Raw genomic sequence first — 16,779 nt, forward strand, 5'->3', positions numbered from 1 at the left:
TTAGCAGCTATAGTACAAGTCAAACTCAACTGGATGAACAGTAATGTTGACGCGCTGTACTTCTTCTTGTTTAAGCGCAATATAGGCTTCTAGCATCTCTTTAGTGAATACATCACCTTTTAATAAGAACTCGTGGTCATCTTTCAACGCTTGTAGTGCCACTTCTAAGTTTTCAGCAACCGTTGGAATGAGTGCTTCTTCTTCTGGTGGTAAGTCATATAAGTTTTTATCAGCGGCTTCGCCTGGATGCATCTTGTTTTGAATACCGTCAAGACCTGCCATGAGCAACGCCGCAAACGCTAGGTATGGGTTGGCTGCTGGGTCAGGGAATCGAGCTTCAACACGCACCGCTTTTGGGCTACTAACGTGTGGAATACGGATAGACGCTGAACGGTTAGACGCTGAGTACGCAAGCTTGATAGGCGCTTCATAATGAGGCACAAGGCGCTTATAGCTGTTGGTCGATGGGTTGGTAATCGCATTCAAGGCACGAGCATGCTTGATAACACCGCCGATAAAGTATAGCGCGGTTTCTGACAAGCCCGCATATTCATCACCTGAGAAAGTATTGACACCGTCTTTTGAGATAGAAATATGCACGTGCATGCCTGAACCATTATCACCGACCACTGGTTTTGGCATAAAAGTTGCGGTTTTGCCAAACTGATGGGCAACGTTATGGACCGCATATTTTAGCTTTTGTACTTCATCCGCTTTACGAACGAGCGTATTGAAAGCAACGCCAATCTCTAACTGACAAGGGGCAACTTCATGATGATGCACTTCGATACAACCTTCACCAATCATATCTTCGATACGCTCGCACATCACCGCACGCATGTCTTGTGAGCTATCAACGGGTGGTACTGGTACATAGCCGCCTTTGACGCGCGGGCGATGCCCCATATTGCCCCACTCATAGTCTTTATTGGTTGACCAAGCCGCTTCTTCAGCAACGATTTCATGGCTGACGCCAGACATGTTAATCGACCATTTTACTTCGTCAAATACAAAGAACTCAGGCTCAGGACCAAAAAAAGCCGTATCACCAATACCGGTAGATTTTAAGTATTCTTCAGCACGGCGGGCGATAGAGCGTGGGTCACGGTCATAGCCTTGTAGCGTTGATGGCTCGATGATATCACAAGTCACAACCACCGTAACCGCATCAAAGAACGGGTCGATAAAGGCGGTCTCTGGATCAGGACGTAAAATCATATCTGAGGCTTCAATACCCTTCCAACCAGCAATCGATGAGCCATCAAACATTTTGCCATCTTCCATCACTTCTTCGTCAACGCTGTGCGCTGGAAAGCTCATGTGATGCTCTTTGCCGCGCGTATCGGTGAAACGAAAATCGACCCATTTGGCATTGGATGATTTGATAAGATCAAGTAGTTTATTCGACATGGATAGTTTCCCTTATGGTTATCATGGTACTGAAATTAAAACTTAGGATTAAAAATATTAGATTCTAGAAAATCGGTGTTATCAGCGTTATTTACTCAGTATGTCTCTTTACTCTTAACGGTAATTTTCTTAACCGACTACAAGCAGCAGCTATTTTAGCAACATCTGACTCATAATGCTGAACTGTTCAAATGCATATTAATAAATAACTCTGCATTACTTCGTAGCGCATTACTTCGTAGCGCATTGTTTCGTAACGTTAGTTACTAATACTGATTATGGGTGCAACTGCTATGCCAATTCTGAGTACCACTATAAAAATTTTAATATAATACAAAGCCGTAAATCATAATTATTAATAGTAAATACAGATAGTTATGTAAGAAATATTGGCATACTAAAAAATGATTTGCATGGCAACTGTGGTTTGTAATCCTTAACCATGAAAGTATAACATAACGATAAACGCACTATATAAGCGCATAAACAGCACTTTATTAATAATTGTCGCACTTTTATAGTGCATCCGTTATCTATTAGAGAGCGGCGGGGCTACATTTAATAGATGGCAAAATAGTGTTAAGATAACGACGTTTAATATGGCAAGCTTAACAAGCTTTCGCATTATAAAAATGGCTGCGCTTTATAAATGAGCATAAAAACTATCATGACCCAGCATAAAACCGTAAAGTACCCGCATAGCAATACGTCTAAGATTCTAAGTTAAAAATACTAAGTTAAAGATTCTAAGTTAAAGATTCTAAGTTGAAAACATAATGATTTTGATGATCGATAATTACGACAGCTTTACCTACAATATTGTACAGTACTTCGGTGAATTGCAGCAGGACATCAGGGTTTGGCATAACGATGAAGTCAGTATTGATGAGATTAAAGCACTTGCGCCAGATGCCATTGTTATTGGTCCCGGTCCCTGTGACCCTGACCGCGCCGGTATCTCGTTAGAGCTCATTGAGACGTTTAAAGGCATTATCCCGATATTAGGTATTTGCTTGGGTCATCAGGCCATTGGCCAAGCGTTTGGCGGCAAAATCGTCAAAGCAAGCGAGGTCATGCATGGGCGTTTATCGGCTATTTATCATAATGGACAAGGGGCGTTTGTCAACTTGCCCAATCCAGCAAAGTTTACCCGTTATCACTCACTGGTGATTGAGCAAGCAAGCTTACCAGAATGCTTTGAGGTTAGCGCTTGGACGCAAAATGCTAATGGCGATATTGAGGAAATCATGGGCATTCGCCACCGCGAGTTTGCGATTGAAGGGGTTCAGTTTCATCCTGAGTCGATTTTAAGCGAAGCCGGTTATCAGCTGCTGAATAACTTTTTACAAACGCACAATCTAGCCGTAATGTCGTCAGATGAGCTACCGCAAGTAGGCTAGCTGTTTTAAGAGAAAAACTCTATTTAACCCAATGAATGTATTTAAACGACAACTATAAAAGATAATAATAAGTGAGAATATTATGACCTCTGCCGCTATGCAGGATGAAAAATCAATGATGGAACAGATTAATAAGAGCAATCAAATTAACCAAACCCAGCAAGGGGTTGAAGACATCAATCAGCTCTCAGATGAGAATATTCATAAACTCCTGACCACCGCTTTAGGCAGGATTTTTCAGCATATTGATCTGACCTTTGATGAGATGTATCAAGTCATGCTCATTATTATGCAAGGCAGATGTAGCGATGCTATGATGGGCGCGATTTTGACTGGTTTACGTATGAAAGGTGAGTCAATTGACGAGATTACAGCGTCAGCAAGCGCCATGCGTGCTTTAGCCGCCAATATCAGCCCAAAAGACTGTCGTTATATGGTCGATATCGTCGGTACAGGTGGCGATGGGGCTAACTTGTTTAACGTGTCAACAGCCGCAGCCTTGGTAGCAGCCGCAGCGGGGGCGCAAGTCGCTAAGCATGGTAACCGCGGAGTTTCGACCAAATCAGGTAGCTCAGACTTACTTGAACAAGCAGGTATTAGCCTTACGCTGACCCCCGAACAAGCGCAGCAATGTATTGAAAATCAAGGCATTGGTTTCTTATTTGCGCCCAATCATCATAGTGCGATGCGCTACGCCAATCCGGTACGCCGTGAGCTAAAAGCGCGGACGATTTTTAATATCTTAGGTCCACTGACCAACCCTGCTGGCACGCCAAATCTCGTTATCGGCGTCTTTACCGCGCAACTATGTGAACCTTTGGCAAAAGTGATGAAAAACTTGGGCGCGCGCCATGTCATGGTGGTCGGTGCAAAAGATGGTCTGGATGAAATCAGTCTCGCGACCTCGACCACGGTGGCTGAGTTAAAAGATGGTGAAATATCTGTTTATGAGATGATGCCAGAAGATGCCGGCGTCGAATCACAAACCTTAATTGGCCTTGATGTAGATTCTCCAGCACAAAGTCTTGAGCTGATTCGTGCCGCTTTATCAGGAGCAGATACCACCGACCGCGCTGTCCTAAAAGCTCGTGATATGATTGCCTTAAATGCCGGTGCCGCGATATATACCGCAGGACTTGCCAGCAACTATCCGAATGGCGTGAGCCGCGCACAAAAAGTCATTCAAAATGGTGACGCTTTGATTAAGCTTGATGACCTAGCCAAATATACGCAGCAATTAGCTGACCAAGTTTAATAAGCTAAATACTTAGAATTAATAAAAAAAATACGTTGCTCATAACCCTGTTAATCGCAACTATTTATGCAGCCTTAATTTATTTGCCTAATTGTTACCCTAATTTTTTTATCAAATAACGGAATATAGCCATGACCGCCAATCCAAAATCAGACACCGCTATTCCTTCAGTGTTGCAGCGTATCGTCGCCACCAAACATGAGGAAGTTGTCGCTGCTCGTGCAGCAGTATCGCTTGAGGCATTAAAAGCACAAGTTGCTGCTGATACACAGCCCCGTCGCGGTTTTGCCAATGCTTTACGCGGCGCTGATATTGGTATCATTGCTGAGATTAAAAAAGCCTCGCCATCTAAAGGCATTATCAATCATAACTTTGAGCCCGCGCTGTTTGCTAAGCAATATGAGCAAGCCGGTGCCAGCTGCCTGTCGGTATTAACCGACCGTGATTATTTCCAAGGTGATGATAGCTACTTAATCCAAGCACGCGAATCTTGCAGCTTACCGATATTGCGCAAAGATTTTATGGTAGATGTATATCAGATTTATCAATCTTACTTAATGGGTGCCGATTGCATCTTGCTAATTATGGCCTGCCTTGACGATGACCAAGTACAAGAATTGCATGCGCTCAGCATCGAGCTTGGTATGGATGTATTGATTGAAGTACATACCAAGGCTGAGCTTGAGCGCGCCCTACAACTGCCACGCTCAGCGCACAATATCTATGGTATTAATAATCGTGACTTAAATACCTTTACCGTTGATTTACAAACCACGCTTGAGCTAAAAAATATACTAATCGAAGCCTTAGCAGCTGACATTGATAGCGGCATGCTGTTACCAAAGACGTCGCCACTGATTGTCACCGAAAGCGGTATCCATAGCAGCGACGATATTCGTTTGATGCTCAATAACGATATTCAGCACTTTTTAATCGGTGAACAATTTATGAAAACCGAGCGTCCAGGGCAAGCGTTACAATCCTTACTTGCGAGCGTTGCAGCACAGGCGTAAAGTAAGCTAAATCGATTTTTTATGTACTATATAAACCATTAAGCCACTCATTCACTCACCAACGATACGTTAACTATTATGTCAAACTCTCTGTTTTCAAAAGAAATGCAAGACCAACTAAAAGAGCTTAAAGGGCAACTGAGTAAAGGTCGCGATACCAACTCAGCGGATGGCGACAGTGAAAAGCCAACCGAACCTGTGTCACTGTTGACCCAAAAACAAGTTAAAAAAACGGTCAAGCAATTAGATAGCGAACATATCGACGACGATAAAGTGCTATTTATGCAAGCGATGCATGGCGTCAATCAATTAGAAGATAAAAATGTACGCTCGCCTGCCAATGCCTCAAAGGCCGGCAAACTTGACGCCGCAACGTTATCAAAACGTGCCGCAGCTCAAGGTAGTGAAGCAAGTGATTTGGGCGCAGGCTTGTCAGATATGCAAGCATTACTTAATCCGGTTGCTGCTGAAGCGTACTTATCTTATAAGCAGCCTACCTTGCAAAACAAAATCTTTGATCAGCTCAAAAAAGGTAAGCTACGTTGGTATGATGCGGTAGATATTCATGGCTGCACCATCGAAGAAGCACGCGTGGCAATGACCCAACTACTAAGCCAAGCCAAGCAAAACAATGACACCATGGTAAAAATTGTCCATGGTAAAGGTTCTGAAGCGATTTTAAAAACGTGCGTTAATGGTTGGCTACGTCAACTACCAGAAGTATTGGCATTTTGCTCTGCCCCGCCTAAAGATGGCGGTAATGGCGCAGTATTAGTCTTACTTAAAAAACCTAAAAATGATGGCGAGTAGTTTTTAGTTTTAGCTTAGTATCGAAATAAAAAGGACTGCAATTGGCAGTCCTTTTTTATAAAGAAAATCATAAAATTTTTTAATCATAAGCTTTAACTATATACGCCATTATTTTTATATCTCTATTTTTCCGTTTAAAAAACAGTGAAATCATAATTATTATGACCATACAAACCATTGAAAATATTAAAGAATTAAAAGCGCATATCAGCGCTTTGATTGCTATCGAACCAAGATTTTCGCCTATTTATAAGCAAGTTGGCGTGCCTGATTTACGCCATAATGCTGGCGGCTTTACACAGATAATGAGAGCGATGGTTGGGCAACAGCTGTCTGTAGCAGCGGCAGCCAGTATTTGGCAACGCTTAGTAGATACAGGATTGACGACACCGTCAGCGATTCGTGCAGCGACAGATGAGGACTTACGAGCACAAGGACTCTCTAAGCAAAAAATTCGTTATACGCGCTCTTTAGTCGAGCACAATATAGATTTTACCGCCTTAGAAGCCCTGCCCGATGACGAAGTCATCAAAACCTTGACCGCCGTTATCGGTATTGGGCGCTGGACGGCTGAGATGTATCTGCTGTTTTCATTACAACGAGCCGATGTGCTGGCAGTCGATGATTTAGCGATTAAAGTGGCGGCGATGGACTTGCTAGGGTTAGCAGAACGCCCAACGCCGAAACAATTAAAAAACCTCACTCACGATTGGTCACCGCATCGTAGCGCTGCCAGCTTATTATTGTGGGAGTACTATGGTTTTTTACGTCAAAAAAATGCCATCCCTTTATAAGCGGCACTTTTATAAGCTATGCCTTTATAACTATCTAACTGAATAGCCATCTAACTAAATAGTTTTCTAACGAACAAAACGTGGCGTAAGTTATTAAGCAAAACTATCACATGACACCCTAAGGCTGATTCCAAATAGAAAAACCAAATTTTCTTTTGGCACGCTTAAATTTATTTTTTACCAATGCCTTTCTTTTTTGTTGACGCTCTTTATCTAAGTTAATTTTTTTATGCTTGGCTTCTTTGTTTGCTTCGATTTCAGCTGCTTTATTATCCTTGGTTTTGTCCACCTCTTTGCTTAAATCAACCGCATTCTGCTTACCGTCTATATCATCACTGTTGCTGATGTCATTAACGTCATGATTAACCTCAGTCTTATTCTCATCAGTGCTTAAATTATCTTCTACCGCTTCACTACCATTATCCTCGATATCATTTAACATTTGATGCTCAAGCTCAGCTTGATTGACAATCAGCTGCTGGGTTGGCAAGGCATGCTCGACCTTGTATTTCGCTACTTGGTTTAAGATATCGACAAATAACACGTTTTGTTTGTCATAAAACTCGGTAATTCCATTGGCATTGACATAAGCCTGTAATTGGATAACGTAGCAATCTTGGCGCAGCTCTAAGATATTGACCTGATTCCATTCTTGGTTGGTTAGATAGTGCTCATCTAAAAACGCATCCAAGTCTTTGACCATTTTAAATACCACCTCAATATCAGCGGTACGCTTGAGATATAACTGGTGCAAAAAACGGAACATATCACGCGAGGTAAAGTTTTCAATTTGCATCGATGAAAAATCACCGTTTGGCACAGTGACGATGGTACGCGACAAGGTACGTACCCGTGATGAACGAATGCCAATATCGACAACCGTGCCTTCATAGGTACCAAATTTACAATAATCACCGATACGCACGGGCGAATCCGCTACCACTACGACACTACCAACCAAGTTTTCAATCGTCTTTTGCGCACCAAGGGCTAAGGCCAAACCACCGACCCCCAATGCCGCAATACCTGTGGTCAAGTCAAAGCCCAAATTGCCAAAGATGACGATAACGGCAAATATCAATAATAGTGCTTTGACCACTTTACGCAGCAGTCCCAAGATAGAAACACGTTCGGTATAGTTTTTCTTATAGCTTAAATTGACGGCGCGCGTAAATATCGAATCAATAACGCGTAATAACAACCAAGTGGTCGCCACCCAAGAGGCAATATCAGTAAAGCGATTGACCGGCTCGCGCAATGTTACTGAGACACCCGCATAAACCATCACCTCAGACAATATCAGCGCCATAACCACTACTGCCAGCGGCAATATCACATTATCAGGTAAGGGTAATGCCTCACCACGAATACGCGGATAAGCCAGTTTTAATAAGTGATAGAGCAGCCAAACCAAAATATAAGTCAGTATAAAGCTACTGACAATCATGGTGAGGGCAGCAAATAAATCCGCCATCTGGTAACCAAACAGCTTTTTGCCTTCTAGTGAATCAATGGTATAGCGAGAAACCAACGTCGGCTCATAGTTCTCTATCACCTCTGGTACGGCATCAAGCGTGTCACTCGAAAACTGCCAATACTGCTCCCCTTCCTTAGACACAACCCTTTCGAGCAGCAGCGGCACGCTTTTATCGCCAACATTAATCACGCCCACGCTTTCTTGGCTAGGTGGTAGCTGATCGGTTAAATTGCCCTCAGGGGTATTGTTAATCTGTAAGTCAGGCTGAAAACGTCCACCGGCATCGAGCGCTTGCTTAAATTGGCGCACAATGGTGGTTGGATTATCAGATTTGGACAAATTTAAATAATTACTTGCCAGCAGATAGTCGTTTTCCCCTAATGCTCCGATAAAACCTTGTACTGTATGGCGCGGCGTATCGCGACCAAACGAATCTGGTATCGAGGTTTTGGTCGCCTCCTCACTTTGACCACCCACACCCAGTATGCTGGCTTCGGCAGCAGTCGCACTATGCGATAAGACGACGCTTAACAGGCTTAATACGCTCAATATCATCGCAAACAGAAACGCCGTCATCATAAGCGGCGTTTTCGGAGATGATATTGAGGGAGATGGCGCGGTACGAGCACTCAGATAACGCTGAATAGACAAAACAAACCTCTTAGCTTGATGAATGGCACAACAGAAAAATAGATAAAACCTGCCCTATGATAGCAATTATTTATGACGGTAATGCTTTTGATTGCGTGTTTTTATCGCAGTCTTTATTAGGCAATTATATTTTAACTTCTCATATTTAGGCATTCACTTCTTATCGCCGCTCTACCTATATAATTTAGGAATATACCCACTATAGTTAATTTTATTTAATTAAGTCATTTAAGTGCATAAACAACCATCCATCATGAAAACTGCTCAGCTTATAATGAATAAACATTAGGTTAAAGTGGTTTATAAGTAAGGGACTTTTATAGATAATAAGGGGGTGTAATATAATTATTACTTTTTGTAAATATTAGCGTCTCAGCTTTCGCATCTGTAACTTTCTGACATGATCAATTTGGAATCAAATATGGCTTTATCCCGTTCGTCTTCGACCACCTATCTTCGGTTGTGTATCTTAAGTGCTTTAGGCGTATTTGCTATGAGTGCTACAGTCGCAACTGCTGACAGCAGCACTATTGATGATAGCGAGCTGCCACAGGTCGAGCTTGATAAAATTGTGGTAACCGCGACGCGTACGCCAACTAAAATAAGCAATACCATTGCTCAGACTCGTGTTGTTAATAAAGAAGAGTTAAAGCTCTATCAGGGTCAAACGGTAATTGATGTACTTAAACGTCAGCCAGGTATTAATATCAAGCAGTCCGGAGGCACGGGTACGGTATCAAACTTTTATATGCGCGGTTATGATAATAAGCAAATCTTAGTGCTTATAGATGGTATACGCTACAGCACATTAAGTGCAGGCGGTGCTGCACTTAGCTTATTACCTGCTGATCAAATAGCTCGTATCGAGATTTTATATGGTGCATCAGGATCTAGTATTTATGGTGCAGATGCTATGGGCGGCGTCATCCAAGTCTTTACAAAGGGTACGGATGTTGAAAAAAGCCAACTCTCTGTTACTGCTGGTGTCGGTTCGCATGATCAATACTTATATGGTGCTAGTGCTCAATTTGCTAATGCAAGTGGTACGGCACTAAGTTTATCAGCAAGCCATAATGAAACTAATGGATTCAGCGCTGTTTCTTCCAAACCCGTTAGCAGCACTTATAATAAAGATGACGATGGTTTTGAAAGTAATAACTTTAGTATCGCCTTAAATCAACGCATTAATGACCAATGGTTAGCAGGTGCTAGTGCTCTGTATAGCAAATCAACCACTGAATTTGATGATGGTGATTATGAGAATGCGCATGCTGAACAAGAAAACGGTTCTGCGCAAGCATTTGTTGACTGGCAATATCTACCCGACTCCTCAGTAAAGCTGCAATATGGACATTCTATAGATAACAGTGACGGTTACAGTAAATATGGCAATGAGTTTAATACTAAACAGGATCAAGTTAGTTTAATAGGTCAGCACAAACTACCAGTTGGACAAGGTATCTACGGACTTGAGTATCTCAATCAAAGTCTAGACACTGATGTTCCTGGATATAATGTTGACGATCGCGATGTGACTAGTGCTTTTTTAGGTTATTTGCTAGCAAACAATCAGTTCAATGCACAAGCCAACGTCCGTTTTGACGACAACTCACAATATGGTGATCAGACTACTTATAACTTAGGTGGCGCATACCATATTAATCCTAATCTTCGTGTTGGTGTCAGCTACGCTAAGGGTTTTCGTGCACCTACGTTCAATGACATATTCCCAGGCTATAGTGGTAATCCTAACCTTAAACCTGAAATTAGTGATAACTACGAAGCCTTTGTTGAATATGAAACCTTACTCCAGTCTACGCGCATAACAGGTTATCGTAATGATGTTGAAGACTTAATAGCTAACGATGGTATTTCTACTCCTGAAAATCTTTACGGTAGTATGAAAAACATTAATGAAGCTAAAATAAAAGGTGTAACCTTAACATCAGACTGGGTAGTAGATAATTATTTATTTGGTGCTAATTACGATTATCAGAAAGCTACAGATAGTAGTAACGATAATAAATTCCTTGGTTTTCGTCCTGAGCACTCAGGTTTAATTTATACTGGTTATCGTCTATCAGATTTGGATATACGGGCTGAAGTAGAATATATTGGTAAGCGCTATAATACTAGTTATGACATACTTGGTAATTACACCTTATTTAACATTAGTGGTAATTATCATATTAACCCAAATCTAACATTAACCAGTCGTCTTAACAATATTACCAATAAAGACTATGCAACTAATGAAGATTTTGGCACGCGCTATAACCAAGACGGTATCAACTTCTTCACGTCTTTAACCTATAACTGGTTCTAAGCCTGTCTAGTAGTATATAATTCCTGTGATTATCAAAACAAATCAAGGCTATCCATCGATGGCCTTTTTTTGTGCCTAGCAAAAAGACAAAATTACTCATACCTTTACTGCCTAATATTTATGTTATCCAATAGGTGACAATCACTGATTCATCTATTACAATAACGACCTCCGAGAGGTGTTGCGCCATAATAAGTGCTTATTGCATTTAAGCTTTATCGCTTTGCAAATCATTTGTTATGTTAGGCTCGGTTAACTGTTCATTGCCATTTTTGGTTATGAACAGCGCAAATAACGGCACCTGCGTTTTTATTCTTTTTATCTATTAACTGATAGGAGCATATTATGGACGCAGTGTCTAACACCCCATCTGCCCATACGATCGATCCCTCTTTCACCGACTATAAAGTCGCCGACATCAGCCTTGCTGATTACGGTCGCCGTGAAATCTCACTTGCTGAAGCCGAAATGCCTGCCCTAATGGGGTTACGTCGTCGCTACGAAGCCGAGCAACCGCTTAAAGGCGCGAAAATCGCTGGCTGTATCCACATGACAATCCAAACTGCGGTCCTTATCGAGACATTAGTCGCGCTAGGTGCTGAAGTACGCTGGACTTCATGTAACATTTTCTCAACCCAAGACCATGCTGCTGCGGCTATTGCTGCTGCTGGTATCTCTGTTTATGCTTGGAAAGGCGAAACTGAAGAAGAGTACGAGTGGTGCTTACGTCAACAAATCCACGTTGGCGGTGAAGAATCAGGTCAGCTTTGGGATGCCAACTTAATTTTAGATGATGGCGGTGATTTAACTGCGTTGATTCATAATGATTATGCAGAGCTGCTTGATAACATTCATGGTATCTCTGAAGAGACTACTACAGGCGTCCATCGCTTGGTTGAGATGCTCAATAAAGGCACGCTAAAAGTACCAGCGATCAACGTTAACGATGCGGTTACCAAGTCTAAAAACGACAACAAATACGGCTGCCGTCATAGCTTAAATGACGCTATTAAACGTGCTACTGATATGTTCCTTGCTGGTCGCCGCGCCTTAGTTATCGGTTATGGTGATGTTGGTAAAGGTTCTACGCAAAGCTTACGTCAAGAAGGCATGATCGTACGTGTCTCAGAAGTCGATCCTATCTGTGCCATGCAGGCTTGTATGGACGGCTTTGAAGTATTATCACCGTACATCAATGGTGATAACACTGGCGGCGCAGAAAATATCAACACCCGTCTGCTTGAAGATACAGATATGATTGTCACCACTACCGGTAACTACCATGTTTGTGACAAACATATGCTAGCGGCTCTTAAACCAGGTGCAGTCGTTTGTAATATCGGTCATTTTGACACCGAAATCGACACGCAGTTTATGCGTGATAACTGGCGCTGGGTTGAGATTAAGCCACAAGTGCATCAAATCTTCCGCTCAGACGATGAAAACGATTATTTGATTCTGCTTGCTGAAGGTCGTTTAGTAAACTTGGGTAATGCAACCGGTCACCCATCGCGCGTAATGGACGGCTCATTTGCCAACCAAGTATTGGCGCAAATGTATCTGTTCGAAGAAAGATTCGCTGACTTGCCAGCAGATAAGCGCAATGACAACTTATACGTTAAAGTCTTACCGAAAAAGCTAGACGAAGAAGTGGCTGCGGCGATGGTTGCTGGTTTTAACGGTACGCTAACTAAGCTAACTGAAAAACAAGCGGAGTATTTAGGCGTACCTGTCGAAGGTCCATTTAAGCCTGACGCTTATAAATACTAAAAGGAGCCAGACTGTGACTAAGCCTGCTTTCTCCTTTGAGTTTTTTCCAGCTAAAACCGAGCAAGGACATGAAAAGCTTCTCAGCACTTATGATGAGTTAAATAAGCTATCACCTGCTTACTTTTCAGTGACCTACGGTGCGGGTGGTTCAACCCGTAGCCGCACTTTAGATATCGTTCAAGCTTTGTGCGCGCGCGGTGACACTGATATTGCGCCGCATATGTCTTGTATTGGCGATGACAAAGCGGAAATCGCTGAATTGCTCGATCTTTATAAGAGTTTGGGCATCACACGCCTGGTCGCCCTGCGTGGTGATTTGCCGTCCGGTCAGGTTGGTATGGGCGAGCTGCCATTTGCGTTAGACTTGGTTAAGTTTATCCGCGAATATTCAGGTGATCACTTTCGTATCGAGGTCGCAGCATATCCTGAGATGCATCCACAAGCGCGCAGCTTTGAGTTTGATGTTGACAACTTGGTGAATAAATACCAAGCGGGCGCCAATGCGTCAATTACCCAGTTTTTCTATAACGCCGATAGCTACTTGTATCTGCGTGATACCTTAGAAAAACGCGGTATTGATACGGTTGCACAGCCATTGGTAGCCGGTATTATGCCGATTACTAACTCTAGTAATCTAGTGCGCTTTGCCGATAGCTGTGGCGCTGATATTCCACGTTATGTACGTAAGCGCTTGGCGGATTTTGGTGATGACCGTACTGCTATTCGTGAGTTCGGCTTTGATGTCGTTTATCGTTTATGCGAGCGATTGATTAGTGAGGGCGTACCTGCCATGCATTTTTATAGCATGAATAAGGTTGAGCCAAACAAGCGCTTAGTCGAAGCCTTAGGCCTGATTGCTTAAATATTTATCGAATGTATTGCTTAATGACTGGCGTTCCTAGGAGCGCCAGTCTTTTTTGGTATGGGAATTGCAGTTATGCGCATTCCATTAGTGACAATCCCTTTACCCACTCAAATGATATTCTGCTAAGATATTGAAAAATATCATGACACCTATTATAGGAATAAGTAATTTTGCGACGTTTCTTTTATGCCACCAATAGCAACATTAGTAATGACGTTACCAATGAAAATGAAAAGGCTGCGACCTACCCTCAGCTTAGCACCTTGCCTATCGGTGCCAGCGTCGAATTAACCGAAAGCATCGTCCATCATTGGTGCCGTGTATTACGCGCTAACATTGGCGATAAAGGGATTTTGTTTGACGGTTTCGGCGGTGAATATCAGGTACAGCTACAAACCATCAGCAAAAAACACGCCACTGCAACGTTATTGGCTCATGTAAATACTGACCGCAATGCCGCTGTATTGACGAAAATTGGACTGGTCATAAGTCGCGGTGAGCGAATGGATTACGCCATTCAAAAATCCACTGAACTTGGTGTGACTGCCATTCAATTGCTGAGCAGCCATCATGGCGAGGTCAATCTAAAACCTGCCCAAGTAGAGAAAAAACTGGCACAGTGGCAGCAAGTCGCCATCGCCGCCTGTGAGCAATGCGGTCTTAACCGTCCACCGCTTATTATCGCGCCATTATCGATTGATGACTGGCTATTAAATGTAGCAGCTAGCGAAAAAGCAAACGAAAAAGAAATGGTCGTCAGCCCTATGGTGGCTGAGCTGAGTAAAGATACTTATTATCAAGTATTACAGCAGCCAGCAGATTTGCGCCTGCAACTGAGTGTGCCAGCAGCTGGACAACCTCTAATGCCTGAGGCCCTGCCTGTCGTCTTAAAGCAACATGCGCCTTATATCGAATTATTAATCGGACCTGAAGGCGGGCTTAGCGCTGATGAATGCGCCAAAGCTGCGGATGTGCGTTTTGCACCTTGGCAAATTGGCCCACGGGTTCTGCGCACTGAAACCGCGCCCGTGGTTGCACTGGCGACATTGTCGGCATTGGCAACTATGCATGCTTTAAATCAATAGTGGCCAAACTGTTCACCATTACCAAGCCCATTTATTATTTAATTTCGATGTTATGAGTCCATTATGAGCGCATTCACCCCTATGCCAATATCAGATAAACAGCAACTATTGGTCAAATTGTGCGAGCAATTTGAAGACGCCATATTCATATTGGACGAAAAATTACGCTATTTATCCGTCAATGCTAACTATGAGCTGATGCTTGGCTATACAGAAAAATTTTTGCTTGGGCGTCCACTTGGGATATATGCTGCTGAGTTTTTGTCAGAAGATGAACAGGCAGTGCTCAAAAATCTGATTAACAGCTTGGACAGTACAGGATTTTGTGAAATTGACTTTTCAATGGCAAACCGCTACGGGCAAGTCATCGACTGCCATATCACCTACCGCAAAATTTATCTAGAAGATACCCCTTATTACGTCGGTACCATTCGTGATATGGCGACGCTTGCTAAAAACAGAAAAAAGGTGATGCACCTGCTGAATTATGACCAGCTGACCGGACTACCGAACCGTAAAGTGTTTTTAAGTCAAACCAGTGAATTGTTGTTAGACAGCTATCAAGAAGTGGTCGTGGTACGCCTAAACATTGACCGTTATCGCAACCTTGCCAGTCTATTGGGACCGGATGCAATCAATACCCTAGTAGAAAATTTCGTCTTACGTATTACTGAGCTTGAGCTTGATAATTTACGCTGTTTTTCCCATTTTGGCGGTGATGACTTTGCCTTATTGTTTGAATGTAATGATGCCAATATGGTGCGCCATCAGTTAGACAGCTTAATGCAAATGTGCGAGCGCCCTTTCTTCTTAAATGGCAACACGGCAAAAGGCACCGAGGTCTATTGCCATATTTCTGTCGGGGTAAGCTATTTTCCTGAAAATGGTAATGAATTTATCGGCCTGTTGACCAAAGCCGAAAAAGCTTTGAATTATGTCAAACAGCAGGGTGGCGATGATGTATGTTGGTATCATAAAGCCATAAATGAGGTCAATGCGCATAATATACAGCTAGAATCTGAGCTGAGAGCTGCCACCAATGCAGGGCAATTTGTACCCTATTATCAACCTAAATTTGCCTTAGACACAGGCATGATTACCGGTTTTGAGGCGTTAGTACGCTGGCAACACCCTAGCCGCGGTTTGCTAAAACCCATTGATTTTATCGATGCCATCATTTCTCATAAACTATCGCTTGAGTTATTTTCGCAAATGGCGGTTCAAATCGCCGAGCAGCTAACAATTTGGCAAGGTTTGGGCTTTGATCAACACATCTGTATCAATGCTGATGCCGCTGAATTTAGCCATCCTGATTTTTTTGATATGGTCAGTAACTTACTAGTAGAGCATGATATTGCCGCCCACCAACTGCATATTGAAGTGACAGAATCTTCTTTAATACAGCGCCATGCCAATGTCAAAAAGCAGCTTAACTTACTCAAGGAGCTCGGCATCTGTCTGGCACTTGATGACTTTGGCACCGGTTATGCCTCATTGAGTTACTTACAAGAATACCCTTTTGACTTTATTAAAATTGATAAAAGCTTTATCTCCAAAATCACAGATGACCGTACACAGCGCGCGATTGTCAAAGCGATTTTGGATTTAGCGGAGGCGCTTGATATGCAGGTTATCGCCGAAGGCATCGAAACCGAGCAGCAGCGTGATTTACTCTTAGACATGGGTTGCCAGTACGGGCAAGGCTATTGGTTTGGTAAACCTATGACGGCTGAGCAAGCAACCGTGCTATTAACGCAGCAACATTTGTCCAAAAACAATCCTTCTTAATACTGTCCAATAAAAGTAGATTGATAGCATTTTCATAGAGTTATTGCGAGTCGTTTTATTCTGTAAGGTCGATGATATATAGGATGCAAGACAGGTTGATGACTTATCAGTATTGTCACCAAACTTGTATATTTG

The 16,779-nt window shown here is 42.7% G+C and carries 12 protein-coding genes; 10 read left to right on the top strand and 2 right to left on the bottom strand.

Going from position 1 to position 16,779, the window contains the following annotated elements; all coding sequences use genetic code 11:
• A complete protein-coding gene (gene glnA, locus B3Q63_RS01210; RefSeq protein WP_296172849.1) occupies positions 1-1,410 on the bottom strand; it encodes a type I glutamate--ammonia ligase in 1,410 nt (469 codons plus the stop codon).
• Positions 1,411-2,186: 776 nt separating this feature from the next.
• On the opposite strand from glnA, the gene B3Q63_RS01215 reads away from it, so the two are divergent.
• The 5 genes from B3Q63_RS01215 (at position 2,187) to B3Q63_RS01235 (ending at position 6,682) form a co-directional block, all read left to right on the top strand.
• Positions 2,187-2,810, top strand: a complete 624-nt coding sequence (locus B3Q63_RS01215) for an anthranilate synthase component II (RefSeq protein WP_296172850.1) — start codon at positions 2,187-2,189, stop codon at positions 2,808-2,810.
• A gap of 118 nt (positions 2,811-2,928) precedes the next feature.
• The gene (trpD, locus tag B3Q63_RS01220) at positions 2,929-4,065 is read left to right on the top strand and encodes an anthranilate phosphoribosyltransferase (RefSeq protein ID WP_296172909.1); all 1,137 of its coding nucleotides are present in this window, start codon (positions 2,929-2,931) and stop codon (positions 4,063-4,065) included.
• A 131-nt stretch (positions 4,066-4,196) separates the two neighbouring features.
• On the top strand, positions 4,197-5,078 hold the full coding sequence (gene trpC / locus B3Q63_RS01225; RefSeq protein ID WP_296172853.1) for an indole-3-glycerol phosphate synthase TrpC: 882 nt from the start codon (positions 4,197-4,199) through the stop codon (positions 5,076-5,078).
• A gap of 78 nt (positions 5,079-5,156) precedes the next feature.
• Complete coding sequence (locus B3Q63_RS01230) at positions 5,157-5,888, top strand: Smr/MutS family protein (RefSeq protein WP_296172856.1); 732 nt, start codon at positions 5,157-5,159, stop codon at positions 5,886-5,888.
• A 161-nt stretch (positions 5,889-6,049) separates the two neighbouring features.
• Entirely contained in the window at positions 6,050-6,682 is a 633-nt protein-coding gene (locus B3Q63_RS01235; protein ID WP_296172857.1) for a DNA-3-methyladenine glycosylase family protein, read from the top strand.
• Positions 6,683-6,800: 118 nt separating this feature from the next.
• Here the strand turns inward: B3Q63_RS01235 and B3Q63_RS01240 are convergent, their stop codons facing one another.
• Positions 6,801-8,714: a mechanosensitive ion channel family protein gene (locus B3Q63_RS01240; protein ID WP_414706292.1), complete on the bottom strand. Its 1,914-nt coding sequence runs from the start codon at positions 8,712-8,714 to the stop codon at positions 6,801-6,803.
• A gap of 589 nt (positions 8,715-9,303) precedes the next feature.
• On the opposite strand from B3Q63_RS01240, the gene B3Q63_RS01245 reads away from it, so the two are divergent.
• The 5 genes from B3Q63_RS01245 (at position 9,304) to B3Q63_RS01265 (ending at position 16,644) form a co-directional block, all read left to right on the top strand.
• Positions 9,304-11,136: a TonB-dependent receptor plug domain-containing protein gene (locus B3Q63_RS01245; RefSeq protein ID WP_296172860.1), complete on the top strand. Its 1,833-nt coding sequence runs from the start codon at positions 9,304-9,306 to the stop codon at positions 11,134-11,136.
• A gap of 345 nt (positions 11,137-11,481) precedes the next feature.
• Entirely contained in the window at positions 11,482-12,906 is a 1,425-nt protein-coding gene (gene ahcY, locus B3Q63_RS01250) for an adenosylhomocysteinase (RefSeq protein ID WP_296172862.1), read from the top strand.
• Between the two features lie 13 nt (positions 12,907-12,919).
• Positions 12,920-13,768: a methylenetetrahydrofolate reductase gene (locus B3Q63_RS01255; RefSeq protein ID WP_271133361.1), complete on the top strand. Its 849-nt coding sequence runs from the start codon at positions 12,920-12,922 to the stop codon at positions 13,766-13,768.
• A 173-nt stretch (positions 13,769-13,941) separates the two neighbouring features.
• On the top strand, positions 13,942-14,856 hold the full coding sequence (locus B3Q63_RS01260; RefSeq protein WP_296172863.1) for a 16S rRNA (uracil(1498)-N(3))-methyltransferase: 915 nt from the start codon (positions 13,942-13,944) through the stop codon (positions 14,854-14,856).
• Between the two features lie 63 nt (positions 14,857-14,919).
• Positions 14,920-16,644, top strand: a complete 1,725-nt coding sequence (locus tag B3Q63_RS01265) for a bifunctional diguanylate cyclase/phosphodiesterase (RefSeq protein ID WP_296172865.1) — start codon at positions 14,920-14,922, stop codon at positions 16,642-16,644.
• Positions 16,645-16,779 lie beyond the last annotated feature (135 nt).

The organism is Psychrobacter sp. UBA2769 (assembly GCF_002352555.1).
GTDB classification, from domain to species: domain Bacteria; phylum Pseudomonadota; class Gammaproteobacteria; order Pseudomonadales; family Moraxellaceae; genus Psychrobacter; species Psychrobacter maritimus.

What these genes read in the sequence shown, in the direction of transcription:
- B3Q63_RS01265 (WP_296172865.1), top strand. Translation starts at nt 14,920, where the DNA reads ATGAGCGCATTCACCCCTATGCCAATATCAGATAAACAGCAACTATTG.
- glnA (WP_296172849.1), bottom strand. Translation starts at nt 1,410, where the DNA reads ATGTCGAATAAACTACTTGATCTTATCAAATCATCCAATGCCAAATGG.
- B3Q63_RS01215 (WP_296172850.1), top strand. Translation starts at nt 2,187, where the DNA reads ATGATTTTGATGATCGATAATTACGACAGCTTTACCTACAATATTGTA.
- ahcY (WP_296172862.1), top strand. Translation starts at nt 11,482, where the DNA reads ATGGACGCAGTGTCTAACACCCCATCTGCCCATACGATCGATCCCTCT.
- trpC (WP_296172853.1), top strand. Translation starts at nt 4,197, where the DNA reads ATGACCGCCAATCCAAAATCAGACACCGCTATTCCTTCAGTGTTGCAG.
- B3Q63_RS01230 (WP_296172856.1), top strand. Translation starts at nt 5,157, where the DNA reads ATGTCAAACTCTCTGTTTTCAAAAGAAATGCAAGACCAACTAAAAGAG.
- B3Q63_RS01240 (WP_414706292.1), bottom strand. Translation starts at nt 8,714, where the DNA reads ATGATATTGAGCGTATTAAGCCTGTTAAGCGTCGTCTTATCGCATAGT.
- B3Q63_RS01245 (WP_296172860.1), top strand. Translation starts at nt 9,304, where the DNA reads ATGAGTGCTACAGTCGCAACTGCTGACAGCAGCACTATTGATGATAGC.
- trpD (WP_296172909.1), top strand. Translation starts at nt 2,929, where the DNA reads ATGGAACAGATTAATAAGAGCAATCAAATTAACCAAACCCAGCAAGGG.
- B3Q63_RS01235 (WP_296172857.1), top strand. Translation starts at nt 6,050, where the DNA reads ATGACCATACAAACCATTGAAAATATTAAAGAATTAAAAGCGCATATC.